The organism is Phenylobacterium sp., from assembly GCF_016793285.1.
Taxonomy (GTDB): Bacteria; Pseudomonadota; Alphaproteobacteria; order Caulobacterales; family Caulobacteraceae; genus Phenylobacterium.
Genome location: NZ_JAEUMO010000048.1, coordinates 1 through 19,225 on the forward strand (window position 1 = coordinate 1; position 19,225 = coordinate 19,225).

Below are 19,225 nucleotides of genomic sequence, written 5' to 3' on the forward strand. Positions count from 1 at the left end.
GAACGACGGCGCCATGCACGTCGGCGCGTCGAGCGAGGTGGTCCGCGCCGAGATGAAGGTCGAGATCGCCCTGGTGCTCGACAACACCGGCTCGATGACCGAGGGCAGCAAGCTCGCCGACCTGAAGAAGGCGGCCAAGGATTTCGTCACCAAGATGGAGGAGGCCGCCGGGAAGTCGACCGAACCCGACGCGGTGCGGATCTCTCTGGTTCCGTTCTCGAACTCGGTGCGGCTGGACGGCACGACCTACCGCAACTCGGTCTGGATCGATCAGAACGGCGACTCGCCGGTCAACGACCAGATCTTCACGACCTCCAGCGGCACCCAGCACGCCAATCGCTTCACGATGCTGAGCAACCTGAGCACCAGTTGGCGTGGATGCGTCGAGATGCGCAAGGCGCCCTACGACGTCCAGGACACGGCCCCCACGACCGGCAACCCGGTGACGCTCTACACGCCGTTCTTCGCGGTGGACGAGCCGGACTCGCGCACCACGGGCTACGGCGACGACTATGAGAACGACTACGTCTCCGACGGCACGTCGAACAGCAACTGGCGGGTCCGCCAGGGCATGATCACCAAGTATTCGGGCTCGAAGAAGGGCAGCATGTCCACGACCTTCGGCCCCAACAAGGGCTGCGAGCTGCAGAAGCTCATGCGCCTGACGACGGACTTCAGCGGCCTGCGGACCGCGATCACCAACCTGAACGCCGCAGGCAACACCAACATCCCGATCGGCCTGATGTGGGGCTGGAACACGCTGACGCCCTGGGCCCCGTTCTCGGACGGCGTCGCCTACGGCACGGACAAGTACAAGAAGATCATCATCCTGATGACCGACGGCGAGAACACGATGGACTCGCGCGACACCCCCAACAACGGCACCTACGCCGGCACCGGCTACATCTGGCAGGGCCGGGTGCTGCGGGCGAACAACACGCCGCTGCCGCAGGGGGCGAGCAGCAGCGAGCGGACCGCGGCGCTGGATTCCCGCCTGTCGCTGCTGTGCGAGAACATCAAGGCCAAGGACATCGAGATCTACACGATCCGCGTGGAGGTGAGCTCGGGCACGTCGACGCTCCTCAAGAACTGCGCCACGGCCGCCGACTATTTCTACGACGTCCACAACTCGACCAACCTCACCGCGGTCTTCCAGAGCATCGCCGGGCAGATCGCCGCCCTGCACCTGTCCCGCTAGGGCGCGTTCATCCCCTGGACGCCGGCGACGGCGGCAGGGCGGCGGTCTCCGGCCCGCCGCCCTGCTTGCGCCGTCAGACGGGTTTCAGCGGGCGGTGCAATCCGGGCCGAGCCACCACCGCAACCAGGTCGCCTGCCCTCACCTCCCCGCCCTGCAGCACCACGGCCATGACGCCGGCCTTTCGGACCGGTTCACCGTCGGGACCCCGCGCCAGGCAGGCCGCCATCAGACCGGGGTGCAGGCCTTCGAGCTGGACGCAGGGATTTCGCAGGCCCGTCACCTCGACCAGCGCGGTCTCCCCGAGCCGCAGGCGGGCGCCGGTCGGCAGTCCCAGGAGGTCGATGCCACGGGTGGTGACGTTCTCGCCCATCAGGCCCGGCGTCAGGCGGAACCCCCTGGCGGCCAGTTCGTCGTGCAACTCGGCGTGGATCAGGTGGACCTGGCGCAGATTGGGCTGGTGCGGGTTCTGCCGGACACGGCTTCGGTGCTTCACCGTCTCGCCGAAGTGCGCGTCGCCCTCGACTCCATGGCCGGCGACGAGGCGGATCGCCAACTGGTTCGGCTTGTCGACGCCGTGGCCGGTCTTGCGGCTCACGGCGACGACGGTGGCGGCATCCTGGCTCATCCTGTCCGGATCCTAGACCGCGCCGGGCGGCGGCGTCATCCGCGGCGGCGGGGCTTGGGTTGGGCAAGGCCGCGCGGCTGGTGTAAGGCCGCGCGATGGGTTCGGACGAGATCGTCGTCGATGCGCGCGGCCACCGCTGTCCGGTGCCGACGCTGCGGCTGCGCCGCGCACTGGAGAGGGCGCCGGCGGGCGCGCGGGTCCGCCTCCTGGCGGACGACCCCATGGCGCGGATCGACGTGCCGCACTTCGCGGGCCAGGTCGGAGCGGCGGTGGTCGAGCAATCGGAAGATGGCGGCGCGCTGAGCTTCCTGGTCGCCAAGCCTTAGTCGCGCGCCTGCAGGCCGCCGACCTCCGAGGCGAGCGGCACGCGCCGGCGGTGCAGCGCCAGCTCCACCTCGGTGGCCAGGGCTCCGCCGAAGAAGACGGCGTTCACGTTCCAGCTAAGCCAGATCAGGAAGATCACGACAGTCGCGATCGAGCCGTAGGTCGCGCCCAGCGCCGCGATCTGCTCCACGTAGATCCCGAGCGCCCAGGAGGCGAAGATGCAGAGCCCCGAGGCCGCCGCGCCGCCGATGAAGGACGCCCGCCAGTCCACCGGATCGCGCGACATCGCCCAGCGGTAGATGAGCGCCATGGCGAGCGCCATGCCGGCGCTCGCCCAGGTCCACTCGCTGTAGAGCCAGAGCACGCCGCGCAGGGGGCGGAGGTCCAGGGTCTCGCCCAGGATACGGAACGCGAAGAAGACGACCGACAGCAGGCCCAGCGCGCCGAGGGCCGCGAACAGCACCGCCAGCGCCAGCAGGTTGAAGCTCAGGAAGCCGCGCTGCCGCTGTTCGTCGTGGATGAACGAGAGGCCCGCCAGCAGCGCCTTGAAGCCGCGGTGGCTGGCGTAACCGCCGACCAGCAGGGCGATGGTGCTCTGGGTCGAGACGGTGTCGATCGGCGCCCGCGACAGCCGGACCAGTTCGCTCTGGAAGATCATTCGCGCCGCTTCCGGCATCACCCGGGCGAGTTGCTCGCCCTGCGCCGCCACCCGTGCCGGGTCGGAGAGCATGCTGTAGAGGCCCATCACGATGGCGATGGCCGGGAAGATCGCCAGCATCACGAAGAACGAGACGCCGCCCGTGTAGAGCATCACGTCGCGACCCCACATGCGCGACAGCGCCTTGCCGAGCACGACCAGGATCACACGCGCTGCGTGGATCGGGTCCAGGTCCCGGGCACGTATCCGGCGGATCATCTCGATCGGGGTCATGGCCGCGCCGTTATCGGTCGACTCAGGGTCCGGCAAGTGCAGGCCCCAATGATAACGGCGCGCCACCCGGGTTAGTAGGTGGCGCGCCGCCGATGGGCGTGTCGTTCCATCCGGACCGTCCGCCGCTTCGAGGGACGGGAGAGCGCGACGACCGATCCGAGCGCCAAGATGCCGGGACCCGGCTGAACCCAATCTGAACGGCGCTTTCAGGTAACGTGCTGTTACCGTTCAGCTTACGGCGTCACGCCAGGGCGGCGATCTCGACGTCCGAGAAGCCCCAGTCCTTCAGCGCCGCTTCGGTATGCGCGCCGATGGCGGGCGGCGGGCCCTGGATCTTGCCGGGCGTCGCCGAAAAGCGCGGCGCGGGCGCCGGCTGCACCACGCCGGCGACCTCGACGAAGGTCTCGCGGGCCTTGTTGTGTGGGTGCTTCGGCGCCTCGTCGAGATCGAGCACGGGGCCGAAGCAGACATCGGTCGCGCCCATGATCGCTGTCCACTCGTCGCGCGTCTTGGTCCTGATGACGCTGGCGAGCTTCTCGCGCAGGTCGGGCCAGATCGCGCGGTCGTGCTGACGCTGGAAGTCCGGATCGTCGATGCCGGTCTTCTCCAGCAGCAGCGCGTAGAACTGCGGCTCGATGGAGCCGATCGAGATCCACTTGCCGTCGCTGCACTCGTAGGTGTCGTAGAAGTGCGCGCCGCCGTCGAGCATGTTGGCGCGGCGCTCCTCCTTCATGATCCCGGCGGCCTTCATGCCGTAGAACATGGACATCAGGCTGGCGGCGCCGTCGCTCATGGCCACGTCGACCACCTGGCCCTTGCCGGTCTCGCGCGCCTGGATGACGCCCGCCAGCAGGCCGAAGGCGAGGTAGAGCGCCCCGCCCCCGAAGTCGCCGACGAGGTTCAGCGGCGGAACCGGCTTGTCCTTGGTGCCGATGGCGTGCAGCGCGCCGGTGATGGCGATGTAGTTCATGTCGTGGCCCGCCGCCTGGCTGTAGGGCCCGGTCTGGCCCCACCCGGTCATGCGGCCGTAGACGATCTTGGGATTGCGCTTCAGCACCACGTCGGGCCCAAGGCCGAGGCGCTCCATGACGCCGGGGCGGAAGCCTTCGAACAGCACGTCGGCCTGTTCCACCAGCTTCAGGCAGGCCTCGATGGCGGCCGGCGACTTCAGGTCCAGCGCGATGGAGCGGCGGCCGCGGCCGGTGACGTCGGTGGGCGAGCCGCGCCCCGGGCCCTTGCGGTCGATCCGGACCACGTCGGCGCCGAGGTCGCTCAGCAGCATGCCGCAGAACGGACCCGGCCCGATGCCGGCGAATTCTACGATCTTGAGGCCGGTGAGCGGACCCTGGCGCATGCGTGTCTCCCTGGATTTGCGGCGATCTAAGCGCCTTGCCCCTCGGTCAGCCAACATCATAGGCGGCGCCGGCAGGGAGGCGTAACGTCGGTAGGTCACCGAGGAGACGAGCATGGGAACGCGCCTGACCTACGTCATCAAGTTCGTGGCCGACATGGACGTCGCGGTCGCCTTCCACCGGGACAGGCTGGGCCTGGCCGTGAAGTTCGCGACTCCGTTCTGGACCGAGATGGCCACCGGCGAGACCACGCTGGCGCTACATCCCGCAACGCCCGAAAAGCCCGCCGGCCACGTCGAGGTCGGCTTCGGCGTCGACGACCTCGCCGCCTTCTACGCGGAGAAGAGCGCCGCGGGCCTCACGTTCACCCAGCCGCCGCGCGAGCAGCACGGCGTGCAGGTTGCAAAGCTACGCGACTGTGAAGGCGCAGAGACCCGCGTGAGTGGGGCCTGACGCCGGCTCCGCCTCTACCCGCCCCCGGGCAGCGACTGGCCGTCGTCGATGGTGATGATCGAGCCGGTGATGGCGCTGGCGGCCGGGCCCACCAGCATCAGGAACGCCTCGTCCAGGTCGCTCGCGTCCATCAGCCGCCGGCGCGGGAACCCCTTCAGTTGCTTCTGCCCGCCCTCTGTCGGCCACCAGAAGTCGTTGATGCCGGTTTCGATGTAGCCGGGACACAGCGCGTTGACCGCGATCCCCGGCCGCGCCCACTCGCGCGCCATCGACTTGGTCAGCATCGCCACCGCCGCCTTCGACCCGCAGTAGGCGGAGAGACCCGGCAGCACGGTGTGACTGGCAATGGAGGCGATGTTCAGGATCCGCCCGGGGATCTTCGCCGCGATCATCCGCCTGGCCGCCTCGCGCGCCGCGAAGAAGGTCCCACGGACGTTGACGGCGAAGGTCTGGTCGAAGGTTTCGATGGAGACGTCCAGGGCCAGGCCCTCGCCGCCGACTCCCGCGTTGTTCACGAGGATGCCGACCGGCCCGAGGTCCTCGGCCACCCGGTCCAGCGCCGGCCCGATCGCCTCGGCCTCGGCGACGTCCAGGGCCAGCGCCAGCGCCCTCGCGCCGCCGGCCCGCAACTCCGCCGCCAGCGCCTCGATCCTGTCCACGCGCCGCGCGGTGAGGGCCACCGCTGCGCCGTTTCTCGCCAGAACGCGCGCGAAATGTTCGCCCAACCCGCCGCTTGCGCCCGTGACGACCGCTACCTGCCCGCTCAGATCCACAGCGAATTCCCCCTCCACGTGCGACAACTAACCCTTCCGCAACCTGCGATCGGGTATGGGACAACCTTCCGGCCCTGTGATTCCGCACTTAAACAGAACGGGGCTGATGTTGGACGGGGATATGACGGCAGGGGTCCAAGCGCGAGTTCTGATCGTCGCGCGAGACGATTCCACCGCCGGCCCCCTCGCTGAGGGGCTGGACCGGCTGGGCTGGCGCACGGTCACCGCGCGCAGCGAAGCTGCGGCGTGCCTCGCCCTCGCAGACCTGCAGATCCAGGCGGCGATCGTCGACCTGGCGGCGTTCGACGGCGAGATCGAGGGCCTGGCCGGCCGTCTGCGCGCCGCGTGCGCGCCCCGCCGCCTGCCGGTCATGGCCATGGGCGCTCCCGATCCCTTCCAGAAGGAACGCGGCCTCGACCTCGTGCTGGCCAGCCCGCTGCATCCGGCCCAGGCGGCCATGCGCCTCGAGACCCTGGTGCGCACCGCCGTCGCCGAGGAGGAGTTCGAGGTCCGCGTCGAGACGTTCTCCGAGCGCGGCCATCTGCTCGAGGCCCCCGAGAACGATAAGTCGCCTTACCGCGTGCTGGCGATCGGTGAGCCTGCCCCGCAGTTCCTGGCGCTTTCGAACGCCTTGCAACGCAACGGGGCCGAGGTGACGGGCGCCTTCACGGCCTTCACGGCTTTCGACTATCTGCATGAGAAGGCGTTCGACGCCGTGGTGCTGTGGGCGGGCGACAATCCGCACGAGGCGCTCTCGATCGCAGCGGGCCTGCGCCGGAACACCCGCCTCTACCACACGCCCGCCCTGCTCTACATGCGCGCCGACTCTGCCGTGACGGCGTCGGAAGCCTATCATCGCGGCATTTCCGACGTGGCCTCGCCCGAGACGCCCGAGAACGAGACGGCCCTGCGCGTCGTCGAACTCGCCCGCGCCTACCGCCGCCAGAAATCGGTGCGCCACGCCCTCGACCAGGCGCGCAGCTCGGGCCTCATGGACGCGGCCACCGGTCTGTTCACCCGCGATCTCTTCGCCAGCCACGTCATGCGTCTGGCCAAGAGCGCCAGGGACCGCAACAGGCCGCTGAGCGTCTGCATGCTGAAGGTCTCGGAGAAGGCCGACCTGAAGGCTCCGCGCGCCGGCGGATGGGTGGCCCGCGCCGTCCCGCAGATCGGTTCGATGATCGGCCGGCTGGTGCGCGTGGAAGACACCGCCGCCCGTCTCGCGCCGGAGGTCTTCGCCCTGGCGCTCCCCGCCACGCCGCTCGCGGCGGCCCGCGCGGCGGGCGAGCGGATCGCCGCCGTCATCGGTTGCACCGCCTTCGAGGCCGGCCAGGGCGCCACGCCGTTCGTCGTCGAATTCGACCTGGGGGTCGCCGAGGTGGCGTCGCCCGAGAACGTGGGCTACGCCCTGGAGCAGGCGGCTGCGATGGCCGCGACGCTGAAGGCGAGCTGATGGCTCACATCCCCGCGGGCGGCGGAGCGCCGGCCTACCTCACCTACCTGATCCCCCTGGTGGTGCTCGGGCTCGTGATCCTGCGCAACTCGCGCGAGCGCCGCATCCGGATCGAGCGGCTCTGGATCGCCCCGGCGATCGTCATGCTGATGACCGTGCTGGCGTTCAGCGCCAATCCGCCGCCGGGCCCCTTCGGCCTGGGTATGGACATCGTCGCGCTTTCCCTGGGCGGCTTCCTCGGCTGGTGGCGCGCCCGCGCCTCGACCTTCACGATCGACCCGGCGACCCATGTGATCACGAGCAAGGTGTCGCCGTGGGGCATGCTGCTGATCCTGAGCATCTTCGCCCTGCGCTACGTGCTGCGCAGCGTCATGGCCGGCGGCGCGGCCACGGCCATGCATGTGACCGCCGCCGAACTGACCGACAGCTTCCTGCTGCTGGCCGTCGGCGTGGTGTCGGCCCAGCGGATCGAGTGGCTGATCCGCGCCCGCAAGCTGCTCGCCGAGGCGCGCGCCGCCTGACGACCTAACGACCGGAGCCCCGAGGCGCCGGCGGCTTCATCGCCTCGTAGGCGCGGCTGCGGTCGGCCAGCAGATCGCTGCACCGCTTGATCTCGGCGTTGTACTCGTCCGGCCGGATGAGGCGCACCTCGCGCTTGACCGCGTCCGACAGGCTGAAGCCCGGATCGCGGCCCTCGATCCGGCCCGCGTAGAAGAACACGCCGAACGTGCCCCACTGCTTGTAGGTCTCGTTGCGGGCCATGACGCTCATGGCCAGGACGCAGCGCACGTCCTGCCGGTTGGCGTCGCGGATCGCGTCGTCGTCGGCCCGCGCGGACGTGGACACAGCGGCGAGCAGGCCCGCCAGGATCAAGCGTTTCATTGTTCCAGCCCCCTGGAGCGTTCCCCAGGGCAGCATGCGCCGAACTCCGTGTCGTCGCCAGCCGGCGTTACCGCGGCTCCGCGTCCTTCGGCGGTTCGATGGCCTGAGAGGAATCCACCTCGTTCGCCGGTCCTGCGGCCTTGGAGGGCTCGCCCGAGGCCGGCGCGGCCGGGTTTTCGCCCGCGAGCTTCTGATCCAGCGCCTGGAACTCGGTCTGGTTCTTCTGCAACTCCCCGGCGCAGCGCTGGAATTCGGCCTGCGCGGCGGCGGCGCTGTTCATCGCGCGGCCCTCGCCGACGATGACCGGCTCGAGCCGCGCGACGGGCCCCCGGGCGGCGAGGCGGCCCATGTAGTAGTGCGCGCCGCGCACCGCCATCTCCCGGGCCTTGGGGTCGCGCGCGGCGAAGCGCAGGACGAGCATGCAGCGCACGTCGGCCTTGTCCGTGACGGCGTCGGCTGCCGCGGGCGCCGCCGGAAGCGCCACCGCGGCGGCGGCGGCGATCGGGATCAGGGCGCGCATCGGGCTACTTCTTCGCCGGCGGCGGCTTGGGCGCCACCGACGCCGCCAGGCGCCTGTTGACGGCCTGCAACTCGCCGCCACGGCCGTTGAGTTCGCCGCCGCAGCGCGTCAGTTCGACCTGCCCCTGGGCCGGGGTCAGCTTCATCGCCTCGGCCTTGAGCAAGGGTTCCAGCCGCGACACCGGACCTCGCGCCGACAGGCGCCCCAGGTAGAAGAAGATCCCCTTGGCCGCCTGCTCCGCCTGCTTCGGGTCGCGGCCGACCACCTGGAGGACCATCAGGCAACGGACGTCGGCGGAATCGGCTGGGCTCTGCGCGGCGGCGGGCGCGGCCGGCGCGCAAAGGGCCGCGGCGGCGGCGAGGATCAGGGCGGTTCTTTGCAAGCGGATACTCCTTCTCAGGCCGCCAGCCGGGCAAGCTCGGCCAGGACCTTCTCGGCGGCGTCGAGGCGCTGCTTGGGCGTCTCCCACTCGCCCTTCACGACGACCTTGTTGTCGGGCCGCACGCGCCAGGCGATCTGGTTCCGGGCGACGAACGCGACAAGGTTGCCCGGGTTCTTGAAGAAGTCGTTGCGGAAGCTCACCACCGCGCCCTTCGGACCCACGTCGATCTTGGCGACGTTGGCCTCGCGGCACAGTCCTTTGATGGCGACGACCTTCAGAAGCTGGTCGGCCTCGGGCGGCAACGGGCCGAAGCGGTCGATCAGCTCCGCAGCCAGGGCCTCGCGGTCCTGCGCCTTCTCGGCGTCGGAGATGCGGCGGTAGAGCGCCAGCCGCACGTTGAGGTCCGGCACGTACTCCTCCGGGATGAGGACGGCGGCGCCGGTATTGATCTGCGGCGACCACCCGCGGTCCGGCGCGTCCTCGGCGCCGCCGCGCGCCTTCAACTCGCCCACCGCATCCTCGAGCATCTGCTGGTAGAGTTCGACGCCGATCTCGCGGATGTGGCCCGACTGCTCCTCGCCCAGCAGGTTGCCGCCGCCGCGCTGGTCCAGATCGTGGCTGGCGAGCTGGAAGCCGGCGCCCAGGCTGTCCAGCGACTGCAGCACCTTCAAGCGCTTCTCCGCCGACAGGGTGATCTGCTTCTCGGCCGGCGTGGTCAGGTAGGCATAGGCGCGGGCTTTCGACCGGCCGACGCGGCCTCGAAGCTGATACATCTGCGCCAGGCCGAACATGTCGGCGCGGTGGATGACCATGGTGTTGGCGGTCGGGATGTCGAGGCCGCTCTCCACGATCGTGGTCGACAGCAGGACGTCGTAGCGGCCGTCGTAGAAGGCGCTCATCACCTCCTCGAGCTGGGTCGGCGCCATCTGGCCGTGACCCACCACGAACTTCACCTCGGGGACCTGCTCGCGCAGGAATCGTTCCAGGTCGGGCAGATCGGAGATGCGCGGCGCCACGAAATAGGCCTGGCCGCCGCGGTACTTTTCCCGCAGCAGGGCCTCGCGGACGACGACCGGGTCCCAGGGCGTGATGTAGGTGCGCACCGCCAGGCGGTCGACCGGCGGCGTGGCGATGATCGACATCTCCCGGATGCCGCTCAGCGACATCTGCAGCGTCCGCGGGATCGGCGTGGCGGTCAGCGTCAGCATATGCACGTCGGCGCGAAGCTCCTTGAGCTTCTCCTTGTGCTTGACGCCGAAGTGCTGCTCCTCGTCGACGATCACGAGGCCCAGGTTCCTGAAGCTGACCTGCTTCGAGAGCACGGCGTGGGTGCCGACGACGATCTCCACCTCGCCGCTCGCCAGACCGTCGCGCGTCTCGGCCGCCTCCTTGGCGCTCACCAGGCGCGAGAGGCGGCGCACACGCACGGGCCAGCCTTCGAAGCGCTCGGTGAAGGTCTTGTAGTGCTGGCGCGCGAGCAGGGTCGTCGGCGCGACCACCGCCACCTGCTGGCCGCTCATGGCCACGACGAAGGCCGCCCGGAGCGCCACCTCTGTCTTGCCGAAGCCGACGTCGCCGCAGATGAGGCGGTCCATCGGTCGGCCCGCGCCCAGGTCCTCCAGCACGTCGCCGATGGCGTGGAGCTGGTCGTCCGTCTCCTCGTAGGGGAAGCGGGCGCAGAACTCGTCGAAGAGGCCGCTGGGCGGCTCGACGGGGTCGGTCTGCTTCATCGCGCGCTCGGCCGCGATGCGGATCAGGCCGTCGGCCATCTCGCGCAGGCGTTCCTTGGCGCGGGCCTTGCGCGCCTGCCAGGCCGCGCCGCCGAGGCGATCGAGTTGCACGCCCTCGCTGTCGGCGCCGTAGCGTGTCAGCAGGTCGATGTTCTCGACGGGCAGGTAGAGCTTCGCCTCCCCGCCGTACTGCAGTTCCAGCGTGTCGTGCGGCGCGCCCTGGACATCGAGGGTCTTCAACCCCTCGTAGCGGGCGATGCCGTGGTCGATGTGGACGACGAGGTCTCCGGGCGTCAGCGCGGAAGCCTCCGCCAGGAAGTTCGACGCACGCCGGCGCTTGCGCGGCCGCGCGAGCCGGTCGCCCAGGATGTCGGTCTCCGAGATCACCGCCAGGCTCTCGGTCTCGAATCCGGCGTCCAGCGGCAGAACCACGCGCTGCGGCGTCTTCGGATCGGCCGCGCGGGCGGCGTCCCAGTACGCGGCGAGCGGCAGCTTCTTCAGGCCGTGATCGGCCAGCATGTGGCTGAGGCGGTCGGACGAGCCTTCCGACCACGAGGCGAACAGCACCCGCTTGCCTGCGGCCGCCAGCTTGTCGGCGTGGTCGACGGTCGCCTCGAAGAGGTTGACCGAGTCCAGTTTCCGTTCGGCCGAGAAGTTGCGCCCGGCGCGGGCCCCCATGTCGATGACCGCCTCGCCCTCGGCCTCGTTGAAGGCGGAGAACCGGCGGGTCGGCCGCACCCTGAGCTGCTCGTCCCACGCCCCGGCGTCGAGATACAGGCGCGAAGGCTCGAGCGGACGGTACTGGCCCTTGCGGTCGGCGGCGTTACGGGCGTCGAACGCGTCCTCGATCATCGCGCGCCGTTCGTCGCGGGCGTCGCGGGCCAGATGGTCCAGCGCCACCGCGGCGCCCGCCGGGAGGTAGTCGAAGAGGGTCGCCATATCCGCGTAGAACAGCGGCAGGTAGTGCTCCATTCCCGCCCGCCGGCCACCCTCCGAGACGGCCTCGTACAGGGGGTCGCCACCCGGCGCGCCGAACGTCTCGAGATAGCCCGTGCGGAAGCGGCTGATCGCGTCCTTGTCGAGCAGCGCCTCGCTGACAGGCAGCAGCGAGACCTCCTTCAGTTGACGCGTCGAGCGCTGGGTCTCGGGATCGAAGCCGCGGATGCTCTCCAGGGTGTCGCCGAACAGGTCCAGGCGCACCGGCTCCTCCGATCCGGGCGGGAAGACGTCGATCACCCCGCCGCGGATGGCGAACTCGCCCTTCTCGGAGACGGTGGAGGCCCGGCTATAGCCGTTGACGGCGAAGTAGCGCTCGACCTCGGCGATATCGACGCTGTTGCCGGTCCTGGCCGAATAGCTGCCCCGCTTGATGGCGGCCTTGGGCGGCACGCGCTGCAACAGCGCCGGCACGGTCGTGACCAGAAGCCGCGGCTTGTCGTCCAGGCCTTCGGCCAGCCGGCAGAGCGTGGCCATGCGCTGGGCCGCGACGCCCGCCGACGGACCGACGCGGTCGTAAGGCAGGCAGTCCCATGCCGGGAAGGTCAGGACCTCCACCCCCTGGCCGAAGAAGGCGAAGGCGTCGACGAAGGCCGACAGACGGCCGGCATCCCGCGCCACGAAGACGGAGAGGCCCTTCCGCGCCTTGATGAGGTCGGCCATGACCAGGGCGTCGAAGCCCTCCGGCGCGCCGACCAGGTCGAGGCGGCCGGGATCGTCGGCCACCCGGCGCATGTTCGCCTGGGGCCGGTTGCCGTCAGCCATGGAGCGAGCCCCCGGGCCCGGAGACCTTGTAGGCTTCGTCCCGGAAGGCCCTGAGAAGGCTCATCAGAGGCCCCTGGAATTCGGCGGGGGTCTCCTGCCGCTCCAGGATCCAGGCGTAGACGTCCTGGTCGGGCTGCTCCAGCAGGCGTTCGAACCAGTCGAGCTCGGCTTCGCCGAAGGTCGAGACGTGCTTGTCCGCGAACGGCCCCAGAATGAGGTCCGCTTCCTTGAAGCCGCGTCGCCAGGCGCGCAGCTTCAGTTTCTTCAGCCGTGCTTCGTCGGTCGTCATTCGGGAGTGCGGCATATAGAGCCCGCGCGGGTGGCGCGCCACCCCGGAACCGCGCGGACTTGCGACACGGTGCGTTCCCCGCCAGTCATGGGGCCGATGCCGCCGCCCAGCCTGCCTCTGCGTCACTACCGCAACGCGGTGTTCGACAACGCGCGCTGGGCCGCGTTCCGTCCGCGGGCGGGCGACGTGGTGGTGGTTGCGCCGCCCAAGTGCGGGACGACGTGGACGGCCAAGCTCTGCGCGATGCTCCTCCACGACAGCCCGGCCCTGCCCCGCCCGCTCAGCCGCATGGCGCCCTGGCTCGATCTGACGGCGGCCCCGCTGGACGGCCTCATCGCGGAGCTGGACGCCGCGCCCGGGCCCAGGCTCATCAAGACCCACACGCCCGGCGACGGACTCCCCTGGTATCCGCAGGTCCGCTACGTCTTCTGCGGGCGCGACCCGCGCGACGCCTTCCTGTCGATGCTCGATCACGTGCGCAACAGCCGCGATGTGGCGCGAAGCGGCGTACCGCAGGGCGCGCGGCTCGATCCGAACGCCATCTTTCCGCGCTGGGCCACCGAAGGCGCGTTCCCGTGGATGTACGACGGCGCCCCGTTCCAGTCGGTCGTCTGGTTCACCGAAAGCTGGTGGGCGTGGCGCGACCTCGCGAACGTCCACTACACCCACTATCGCGACCTCAGCATCGACCTGGACGGCGAGTTGCGCACGCTGGCCGCCTTCCTCGGCCGCGAGGTCGACGAGGCGCGCTGGCCGGCGTTCCTCGCCGGGGGTTCGTTCGCCGAGATGAAGGCCGCCGCCGACGCGCACGCGCCCGGCGCACATCGCGGCAACTGGATCCGCAACGCGGACTTCTTCCGCGAAGGCCGCCTCGACGCGTGGCGCGACGCCCTGAACGCCGAAAACCAGGCGCTCTATGAAGCGCTGAACGGCGCGCGCCTGGAGCCGGCCCTCAAGGCGTGGATGGAGCGCGGCCGAACGGCCGGCTGACGCCTACTTCTTGTCGGCCGCCGCGGCCGGCTTCTCGGGGTCGGCGACGCTGCCGTCGACGTAGGTGACCTTCTTCGCCTTCAGCGCGTCCAGCCGCTCCTTCATCTTCGTCGTCTGGCGCTGGCTGTAGACGATCTCGCTCGCGACGCGGACCGCGGCCGGTCCCGCCAGGGGCTGCACCTTGCTGTCCCGGACCCGCCCGACGGTGAAGCCGTTCGGCTCCGGCACCACGAAGGGCTCGCCCGGCTGCAGCCGGCGCAGCGTGGCGGTCAACTGGGGCGCGGCCTGCAGCGTGTCGACCTGACTGACCGAGCGCGTGTAGGCGATCCCACGCTGGGTCAGCACCGACTCGACGGCCTCCAGCGTCTTGGCGGGCTCCAGGGCCTGGACAAGGGCCGGATCGGCCTTGGTGACCACGTTCAGCCGCTCGATCACATAGCCCGTCCGCTCGCCGAACATCTCCGGGTGCGCCTGGATGAACGTCGTGGCGTCGGCGTCGGTCGGCTTGGGGACCGTCGACATCATCGCGCTGCGTTCGAGGTTCGCCTCATAGGTCTCGATCGCCGCGATCCGCAGGGCCGCCGCCTCCGCCGACTTGTCGAGCTTCTCGGCGCGGGCTTCCTGCGCCAGCAGCTTGCGCGCGACGATCTGCTCCAGCATCGCCTTGCGGACGGCCGGGTTCGTCGGATCGGCGGCGCCGCTGAGGGTGAGTTCGGCGTCGAGCTGCGCCTTGGTGATCTTTTCGGCGCCGACCTTGGCCACCACGTCGCCGCCGGCCCCCGCGCCGCAGCCGGCCATGACCAGGGCGGCCGCCGCCACCGTCATCCACATCCCTGCACGCATTGGTCTCTCCACCCCGATTCGCCGCCGGTCGCCCGACTATGCCCCATGATGCGCAGGCTCGCGCCGGAAGGCTATGCTTGCGAGATGCGGCCGGAGATTCTGTTTTCGCTGTTTGCGCCCGTCACCACCCTGAAGGGGGTGGGGCCGCGGGTCGCGCCGCTGCTGGAGCGCGTGGCGGGCCCGAAGGTGCGCGACGTGCTGTGGCTGAAGCCGCATTCGGTCGTGCGGCGCACCCCGGCCGTGCTGTCGGCCGCCCGCGACGGCGAGATCATGACCTTCGAAGTCACCGTCCAGGATCACCAGAAGCCACGGGTCCACACCCAGCCGTGGCGGATGCAGGTGGCCGACGAGACCGGCCTGATGATGCTGATCTTCTTCGGCCGCTTCGGCGAAGGGCTCGTGCAGCGCCACCCGGTCGGCGCCAGGCGGATCGTCTCGGGCAAGGTCGACGAGTCGAAGTTCGGCCGCCAGATGGTTCACCCGGACTACATCGTGGCCCCCGACAAGCGTGACGAGATCCCCGAGCTCGAGGCTGTCTACCCCGCGACCGAGGGGCTGCCGGCACGCAGCGTGCGCACCTTCGTCCTGGAGGCGCTGGAGAAGGCGCCCGACATGCCTGAGTGGCAGGACCGCGCGTGGCTGGACCGGGAGCGATTCCCGTCGTGGCGCGAGGCGCTGCACGCGCTGCACCATCCCGAGGGCGAGGCCGATCTCTCCCCGCTCAGCGTCCATCGCCGGCGCCTCGCCTACGACGAGCTGCTGGCGCACCAGTTGGCCATGGCCCAGCGCAAGGCGGCGCGCCGCCGCGAGCCTGCCGCGCGGATCGGGGCGGGAGACCTGGCGGGCCGCCTCAAGGCCGCCCTCCCCTTCGCCTTCACCGGAGCGCAGGAGCGGTCGCTGGCAGAGATTCGAGGCGACCTCGGCTCGGGCGAACGCATGAGCCGACTGGTCCAGGGCGACGTGGGGTCGGGCAAGACCGTCGTGGCCATGTGCGCCATGGCCGACGTCGTGGACAGCGGTGGCCAGAGCGCCCTGATGGCGCCCACCGAAATCCTCGCCCGACAGCACTACGAGACGATCTCGGGGCCGTTGCAGGCGCACGGCGTGGGCGTGGTCCTCCTCACCGGTCGGGACAAGGGCGCGGCGCGGGCCGAGAAGCTTCGCGCGCTGGCGTCGGGCCACGCGAAGGTGGCGGTCGGCACCCATGCCCTCTTCCAGGACGACGTCGCCTTCGACAGCCTGCGGCTGGTGGTGATCGACGAGCAGCATCGGTTCGGCGTCGCCGAACGGCAGCGGCTGCAGGCCAAGGGCGAGGCCACACACCTCATCGCCATGTCCGCCACGCCGATCCCCCGCACGCTGGAGCTCACGATGTACGGCGATCTCGACGTCAGCCGCATCGACGAGAAGCCGCCGGGCCGCACGCCCGTCGCCACCCGCGCCGTGCCGATGCCGCGCCTCGACGAGATCGTCGGCCGCCTGCGCGACGCCGTCCGCGGCGGGGCGCAGGCGTTCTGGATCTGCCCGCTGGTCTCGGAGTCCGAGGTGAGCGATCTGGCCGCCGCGGAGATGCGCGCCATCGCCCTGCGGAAAGCCATCGGCCCGGGCGTGGGCCTCGTCCACGGCAGGATGACCGGCGCCGAGAAGGACGCCGTCATGGCCAACTTCGCCGACAACAAGCTCTCGGTGCTGGTCGCCACGACGGTCGTCGAGGTGGGCGTGAACGTGCCCAACGCCACCATCATGGTCATCGAACAGGCCGAGCGGTTCGGGCTGGCCCAACTCCACCAGTTGCGGGGGCGCGTGGGGCGCGGCCGGCGCGAGAGTTCCTGCGTCCTGCTCTACGACCCGCCGCTCACCGAGGCCGCCGAGCAGCGCCTCGACATCCTGCGGCGCACCGACGACGGCTTCGCCATCGCCGAGAAGGACCTGGAGCTGCGCGGCGGCGGGGATGCGCTGGGCCTGCGCCAGTCCGGCCTGCCGGACTATGTCTTCGCCGACCCCTTCGTGCATCGCGATCTGATCGCGGCGGCGGGCGACGATGCGCGCCTCGCCATCCAGCGCGACCCCGACCTGGCGACTCCGCGCGGCCAGGCGCTGAACGTCCTCTCCGAACTCTTCGACTGGAAAGCGGGGCTCGCGCTGCGCGACGCCGGCTGACAGGAATGTCGGATCCGGCGGCGCCGCTTCGACCTTGGGGGCGGAACACCTGGCCGAAAGGAGCCGTCCCATGAAGTTCATCTGCCTCGTCTATGCCGAGCCGGGCGCCGTCTCGAACCTGCCCGACGCGGAGCGTGAGGCGCTCGATCGCGACTCGCTCGCCTACGACGAACGGCTCAGCGCGGGCGGACACTTCCTCGCCGCCTCGGCGTTGCAGGGCGTGAAGACCGCCCGCACCGTGCGCGTGCGCCAGGGCAAGCCGCTCGTCCTCGACGGCCCCTTCGCCGAGACGAAGGAGGTCCTCTGCGGCTTCATCTTCATCGAGGCCGCCGACGCCGACGAGGCGATGCGGCTCGCCGAAGGCATCCCGATGGCCCGCGTCGGCACGATCGAGGTGCGCCCCGAGCTGCGGTTCTAGCTCGGCCATTCGGCGCTCAGGTGGGCAAGGCCGGGAAGCCGATGCTCAGCCGGCCAGGGCCTTCGCGAGGCCCGCCGTCGACTGCCGTGCGGCGACCAGCGACTGACCCAGCACCATGCCCCGCCAGACCTCGTCGTCGCCGTAGAAGGCCGCGCGGACCTGCGCCTTGATCGCCTGGCCTTCGGGGCTCAGCGGATCGCCATGCGCGTGCAGCCAGTTGTCGGCGCGCAGGGCTTCCAGCACCTGATTGCTCGGCACGACGCCGTACTCCAGCGCGACGCCCGCCGTGCGCGCGTGCGGGACGAGCCGCGGCACGGCCTCCAGCCAGTCGCCGGCCAGGACCGCCGAGACGGATTGCCCGCCCGACATGCTGGTCACCGCCAGCCCGTGCCAGTCGCGGGCGCGGCGGTACTCTTCCGACGCCGGATGCGCGCTGGCGATCGGCTCGGCATAGCCCCAGGGGCCGAGGCCGGTGTGGTAGTCGATCACGCCGACGTCGGACGCGGCGCCCAGGCGCTCGCGGAAGATGGTCTCCAGGGTCCGGCGCGACCACGTGGGCTCATGTCCGCCATAGAAGATGCCGTCGGGGTGGCTGTACTGGCCGCCCGACATGGCCTGCACCAGGGCTGGGAAGCCATAGGTCTTGGCGTAGTCCAGCAGCGTGGCGCGGCTGGCGGCCTGCGTGGCCTCGCTCCAGTCGGCCGGCTTCACCGCATGATGCAGGGCGTCATAGTTCGGGTTCGCCGGCAGCGGCTTCCCGAAGTCCACGAAGTTGCGGTTCAGGTCGACGTTCTCGTGGGTCACCCGCCGGCTCCAGGCGAAGCCGTAGGGGTTGATGGCGTGGACGATCAGGGCGGCCGCACCCTGCGGCAGGCGCGCGGCCTCGCCGCGCCGGAGCCAGTCGATCTGCGCGCCCGAACCGCAGTGGCCCTCGACGCCGTGGGTGGCGGAGACCATGACGAGCACGGCCCGGGCGTCCGCAGGCCCGATCCAGGCCACGTCGGTGGCGAGTTCGCCGCCATCCGGGCCCCTTTCCGGGTGGACGTAGGCCGAGAGCGAGGCCCCTGCCCCATGCGCGGCGGCCAGGAACTTGTCGCGCGCCTCGCCAAAAGTCGCGCTGAACGGCGAGCCGCTCAAACCCGCACCATCCGCTTGCCGCGGTTGTCGCCGCCCAGGAGGCCGATCAACGCCTGCGGCAGGTTCTCGAACCCGTCCACGATGTCCTCCTTCACCCTCAGCTCGCCCGACGTGACCCAGCCCTGCAGGTCGGCCAGCGCCTTTGCGTTCTGCTCCGCGAAGTCCATCACCACGAAGCCGCGCAGCGTCAGCCGCTTCGTGACGATCAGGCCCGGGATGCCGCGCGGCCCGTGCGGCGGCGGCGCGCCGTCGTACTGCGAGAGCGCGCCGCAGCAGGCGATGCGGCCATGGTTCTTCATCGCGAACAGGCAGGCCTCGAACACGTCGCCGCCGGTGTTGTCGAAGAAGACGTCGATGCCCTCCGGTACGGCCGCGCGCAGTTGGCGCTTGAACTCCGGGCTCCGGTAGTCGACCGCCGCATCGAACCCGAGTTCCTCGGTCAGCCAGCGCCCCTTCTCCTCGCCGCCGGCGATGCCGACGACCCGGCAGCCCTTGATCCTGGCGATCTGCCCCACGATCGAGCCCACCGAACCGGCCGCCGCCGAGACCACGACCGTATCGCCCGCCTGGGGCCGCCCGCACTCCAGGAGGCCGAAGTAGGCGGTGAGCCCCGCGATGCCGTAGACGCTCAGCAGGTGGGTCTCCGGCTTCAGGTCGGGCAACTTCTCCAGCCGCTTGCCGGGCGCCACGCCGTACTCCTGCCAGCCGATGTCCGCGAACACGAGGTCGCCGGGCTTCAGGTGATCGACGTCGGACTCGACCACCTCCGACAGGGAGCCGCCGGCCATCACCTGCCCGCCCTCCAGCGCGGAACGATAGGTCGCGCCCTGCATCCAGGCGCGGTTGGCCGCATCGAGGGAGACGTAGCGGGTCTTCAGCAGCACCTCGCCGGCGCCGGGCTTCGGGACCTCGCCGTTCCTCAGCGCGAAGTGCCCGGGCGAGAGCTTCTCCCCGCCGGGCAGCCGGTCGAGCAAGTACTGGCGATTGGTCATCCGATCTCCCTC

The 19,225-nt window shown here is 70.5% G+C and carries 20 protein-coding genes; 8 read left to right on the forward strand and 12 right to left on the reverse strand.

The genetic code is table 11. The features are described 5' to 3' along the window. On the forward strand, positions 1-1,198 hold a 1,198-nt coding region (locus JNL41_RS05225; RefSeq protein ID WP_293473217.1), incomplete at its 5' end, for a pilus assembly protein TadG. Between the two features lie 73 nt (positions 1,199-1,271). Here the strand turns inward: JNL41_RS05225 and JNL41_RS05230 are convergent. Further along, on the reverse strand, positions 1,272-1,823 hold the full coding sequence (locus tag JNL41_RS05230) for an MOSC domain-containing protein (protein WP_293473218.1): 552 nt from the start codon (positions 1,821-1,823) through the stop codon (positions 1,272-1,274). 95 nt (positions 1,824-1,918) lie between these two features. On the opposite strand from JNL41_RS05230, the gene JNL41_RS05235 reads away from it, so the two are divergent. Further along, positions 1,919-2,149, forward strand: a complete 231-nt coding sequence (locus tag JNL41_RS05235) for a sulfurtransferase TusA family protein (protein ID WP_293473219.1) — start codon at positions 1,919-1,921, stop codon at positions 2,147-2,149. Here JNL41_RS05235 and JNL41_RS05240 read toward each other — a convergent pair. Then, positions 2,146-3,078, reverse strand: coding sequence for a YihY/virulence factor BrkB family protein (locus tag JNL41_RS05240; RefSeq protein WP_293473220.1), 933 nt, complete (start codon positions 3,076-3,078; stop codon positions 2,146-2,148). The genes JNL41_RS05235 and JNL41_RS05240 overlap by 4 nt on opposite strands. A 241-nt stretch (positions 3,079-3,319) precedes the next feature. Next, on the reverse strand, positions 3,320-4,432 hold the full coding sequence (locus JNL41_RS05245) for a CaiB/BaiF CoA-transferase family protein (RefSeq protein ID WP_293473221.1): 1,113 nt from the start codon (positions 4,430-4,432) through the stop codon (positions 3,320-3,322). A gap of 112 nt (positions 4,433-4,544) precedes the next feature. Between JNL41_RS05245 and JNL41_RS05250 the strand changes: the two genes are divergently transcribed. Next, the gene (locus tag JNL41_RS05250; RefSeq protein WP_293473222.1) at positions 4,545-4,883 is read left to right on the forward strand and encodes a VOC family protein; all 339 of its coding nucleotides are present in this window, start codon (positions 4,545-4,547) and stop codon (positions 4,881-4,883) included. Positions 4,884-4,897: 14 nt separating this feature from the next. On the opposite strand, the gene JNL41_RS05255 is transcribed toward JNL41_RS05250, so the two are convergent. Next, the gene (locus JNL41_RS05255) at positions 4,898-5,674 is read right to left on the reverse strand and encodes an SDR family NAD(P)-dependent oxidoreductase (protein ID WP_365697872.1); all 777 of its coding nucleotides are present in this window, start codon (positions 5,672-5,674) and stop codon (positions 4,898-4,900) included. Between the two features lie 103 nt (positions 5,675-5,777). Between JNL41_RS05255 and JNL41_RS05260 the strand changes: the two genes are divergently transcribed. Then, positions 5,778-7,109, forward strand: a complete 1,332-nt coding sequence (locus JNL41_RS05260; RefSeq protein ID WP_293473224.1) for a diguanylate cyclase — start codon at positions 5,778-5,780, stop codon at positions 7,107-7,109. Next, positions 7,109-7,630 (forward strand): CcdC protein domain-containing protein, encoded by a 522-nt coding sequence (locus JNL41_RS05265; protein WP_293473225.1) that lies wholly within the window; start codon positions 7,109-7,111, stop codon positions 7,628-7,630. The genes JNL41_RS05260 and JNL41_RS05265 overlap by 1 nt, the downstream gene beginning before the upstream one ends. 4 nt (positions 7,631-7,634) lie before the next feature. Here the strand turns inward: JNL41_RS05265 and JNL41_RS05270 are convergent, their stop codons facing one another. The 5 genes from JNL41_RS05270 to JNL41_RS05290 all read right to left on the reverse strand — a co-directional run bounded on the left by JNL41_RS05270 (position 7,635) and on the right by JNL41_RS05290 (position 12,673). Beyond that, positions 7,635-7,991: a hypothetical protein gene (locus tag JNL41_RS05270; RefSeq protein ID WP_293473226.1), complete on the reverse strand. Its 357-nt coding sequence runs from the start codon at positions 7,989-7,991 to the stop codon at positions 7,635-7,637. Positions 7,992-8,058: 67 nt separating this feature from the next. Continuing rightward, positions 8,059-8,511 carry a hypothetical protein gene (locus JNL41_RS05275; protein ID WP_293473227.1) on the reverse strand — a complete coding sequence of 151 codons (453 nt, stop codon included), beginning with the start codon at positions 8,509-8,511 and terminating at the stop codon, positions 8,059-8,061. Between the two features lie 4 nt (positions 8,512-8,515). Next, positions 8,516-8,893: a hypothetical protein gene (locus JNL41_RS05280; RefSeq protein ID WP_293473228.1), complete on the reverse strand. Its 378-nt coding sequence runs from the start codon at positions 8,891-8,893 to the stop codon at positions 8,516-8,518. A 14-nt stretch (positions 8,894-8,907) separates the two neighbouring features. Then, complete coding sequence (gene mfd, locus JNL41_RS05285) at positions 8,908-12,384, reverse strand: transcription-repair coupling factor (protein ID WP_293473229.1); 3,477 nt, start codon at positions 12,382-12,384, stop codon at positions 8,908-8,910. Continuing rightward, positions 12,377-12,673: a succinate dehydrogenase assembly factor 2 gene (locus JNL41_RS05290; RefSeq protein WP_293473230.1), complete on the reverse strand. Its 297-nt coding sequence runs from the start codon at positions 12,671-12,673 to the stop codon at positions 12,377-12,379. Before JNL41_RS05290 ends, mfd begins: the two co-directional genes overlap by 8 nt. A gap of 69 nt (positions 12,674-12,742) precedes the next feature. Between JNL41_RS05290 and JNL41_RS05295 the strand changes: the two genes are divergently transcribed. Continuing rightward, positions 12,743-13,663, forward strand: a complete 921-nt coding sequence (locus JNL41_RS05295; protein WP_293473231.1) for a sulfotransferase domain-containing protein — start codon at positions 12,743-12,745, stop codon at positions 13,661-13,663. 3 nt (positions 13,664-13,666) lie between these two features. Here JNL41_RS05295 and JNL41_RS05300 read toward each other — a convergent pair whose 3' ends face one another. Next, positions 13,667-14,506, reverse strand: coding sequence for a peptidyl-prolyl cis-trans isomerase (locus JNL41_RS05300; protein ID WP_293473232.1), 840 nt, complete (start codon positions 14,504-14,506; stop codon positions 13,667-13,669). An 84-nt stretch (positions 14,507-14,590) separates the two neighbouring features. Between JNL41_RS05300 and recG the strand changes: the two genes are divergently transcribed. Together recG and JNL41_RS05310 are read left to right on the forward strand one after the other, a co-directional pair. Further along, the gene (recG, locus tag JNL41_RS05305) at positions 14,591-16,666 is read left to right on the forward strand and encodes an ATP-dependent DNA helicase RecG (RefSeq protein ID WP_293473233.1); all 2,076 of its coding nucleotides are present in this window, start codon (positions 14,591-14,593) and stop codon (positions 16,664-16,666) included. A gap of 70 nt (positions 16,667-16,736) precedes the next feature. Beyond that, positions 16,737-17,084 (forward strand): YciI family protein, encoded by a 348-nt coding sequence (locus tag JNL41_RS05310; RefSeq protein WP_293473234.1) that lies wholly within the window; start codon positions 16,737-16,739, stop codon positions 17,082-17,084. 45 nt (positions 17,085-17,129) lie between these two features. Here JNL41_RS05310 and JNL41_RS05315 read toward each other — a convergent pair whose 3' ends face one another. Beyond that, complete coding sequence (locus tag JNL41_RS05315) at positions 17,130-18,221, reverse strand: M14 family metallopeptidase (RefSeq protein ID WP_293473235.1); 1,092 nt, start codon at positions 18,219-18,221, stop codon at positions 17,130-17,132. After that, positions 18,218-19,213, reverse strand: coding sequence for an NADP-dependent oxidoreductase (locus JNL41_RS05320; RefSeq protein ID WP_293473236.1), 996 nt, complete (start codon positions 19,211-19,213; stop codon positions 18,218-18,220). The genes JNL41_RS05315 and JNL41_RS05320 overlap by 4 nt, the downstream gene beginning before the upstream one ends. Positions 19,214-19,225: the final 12 nt, after the last annotated feature.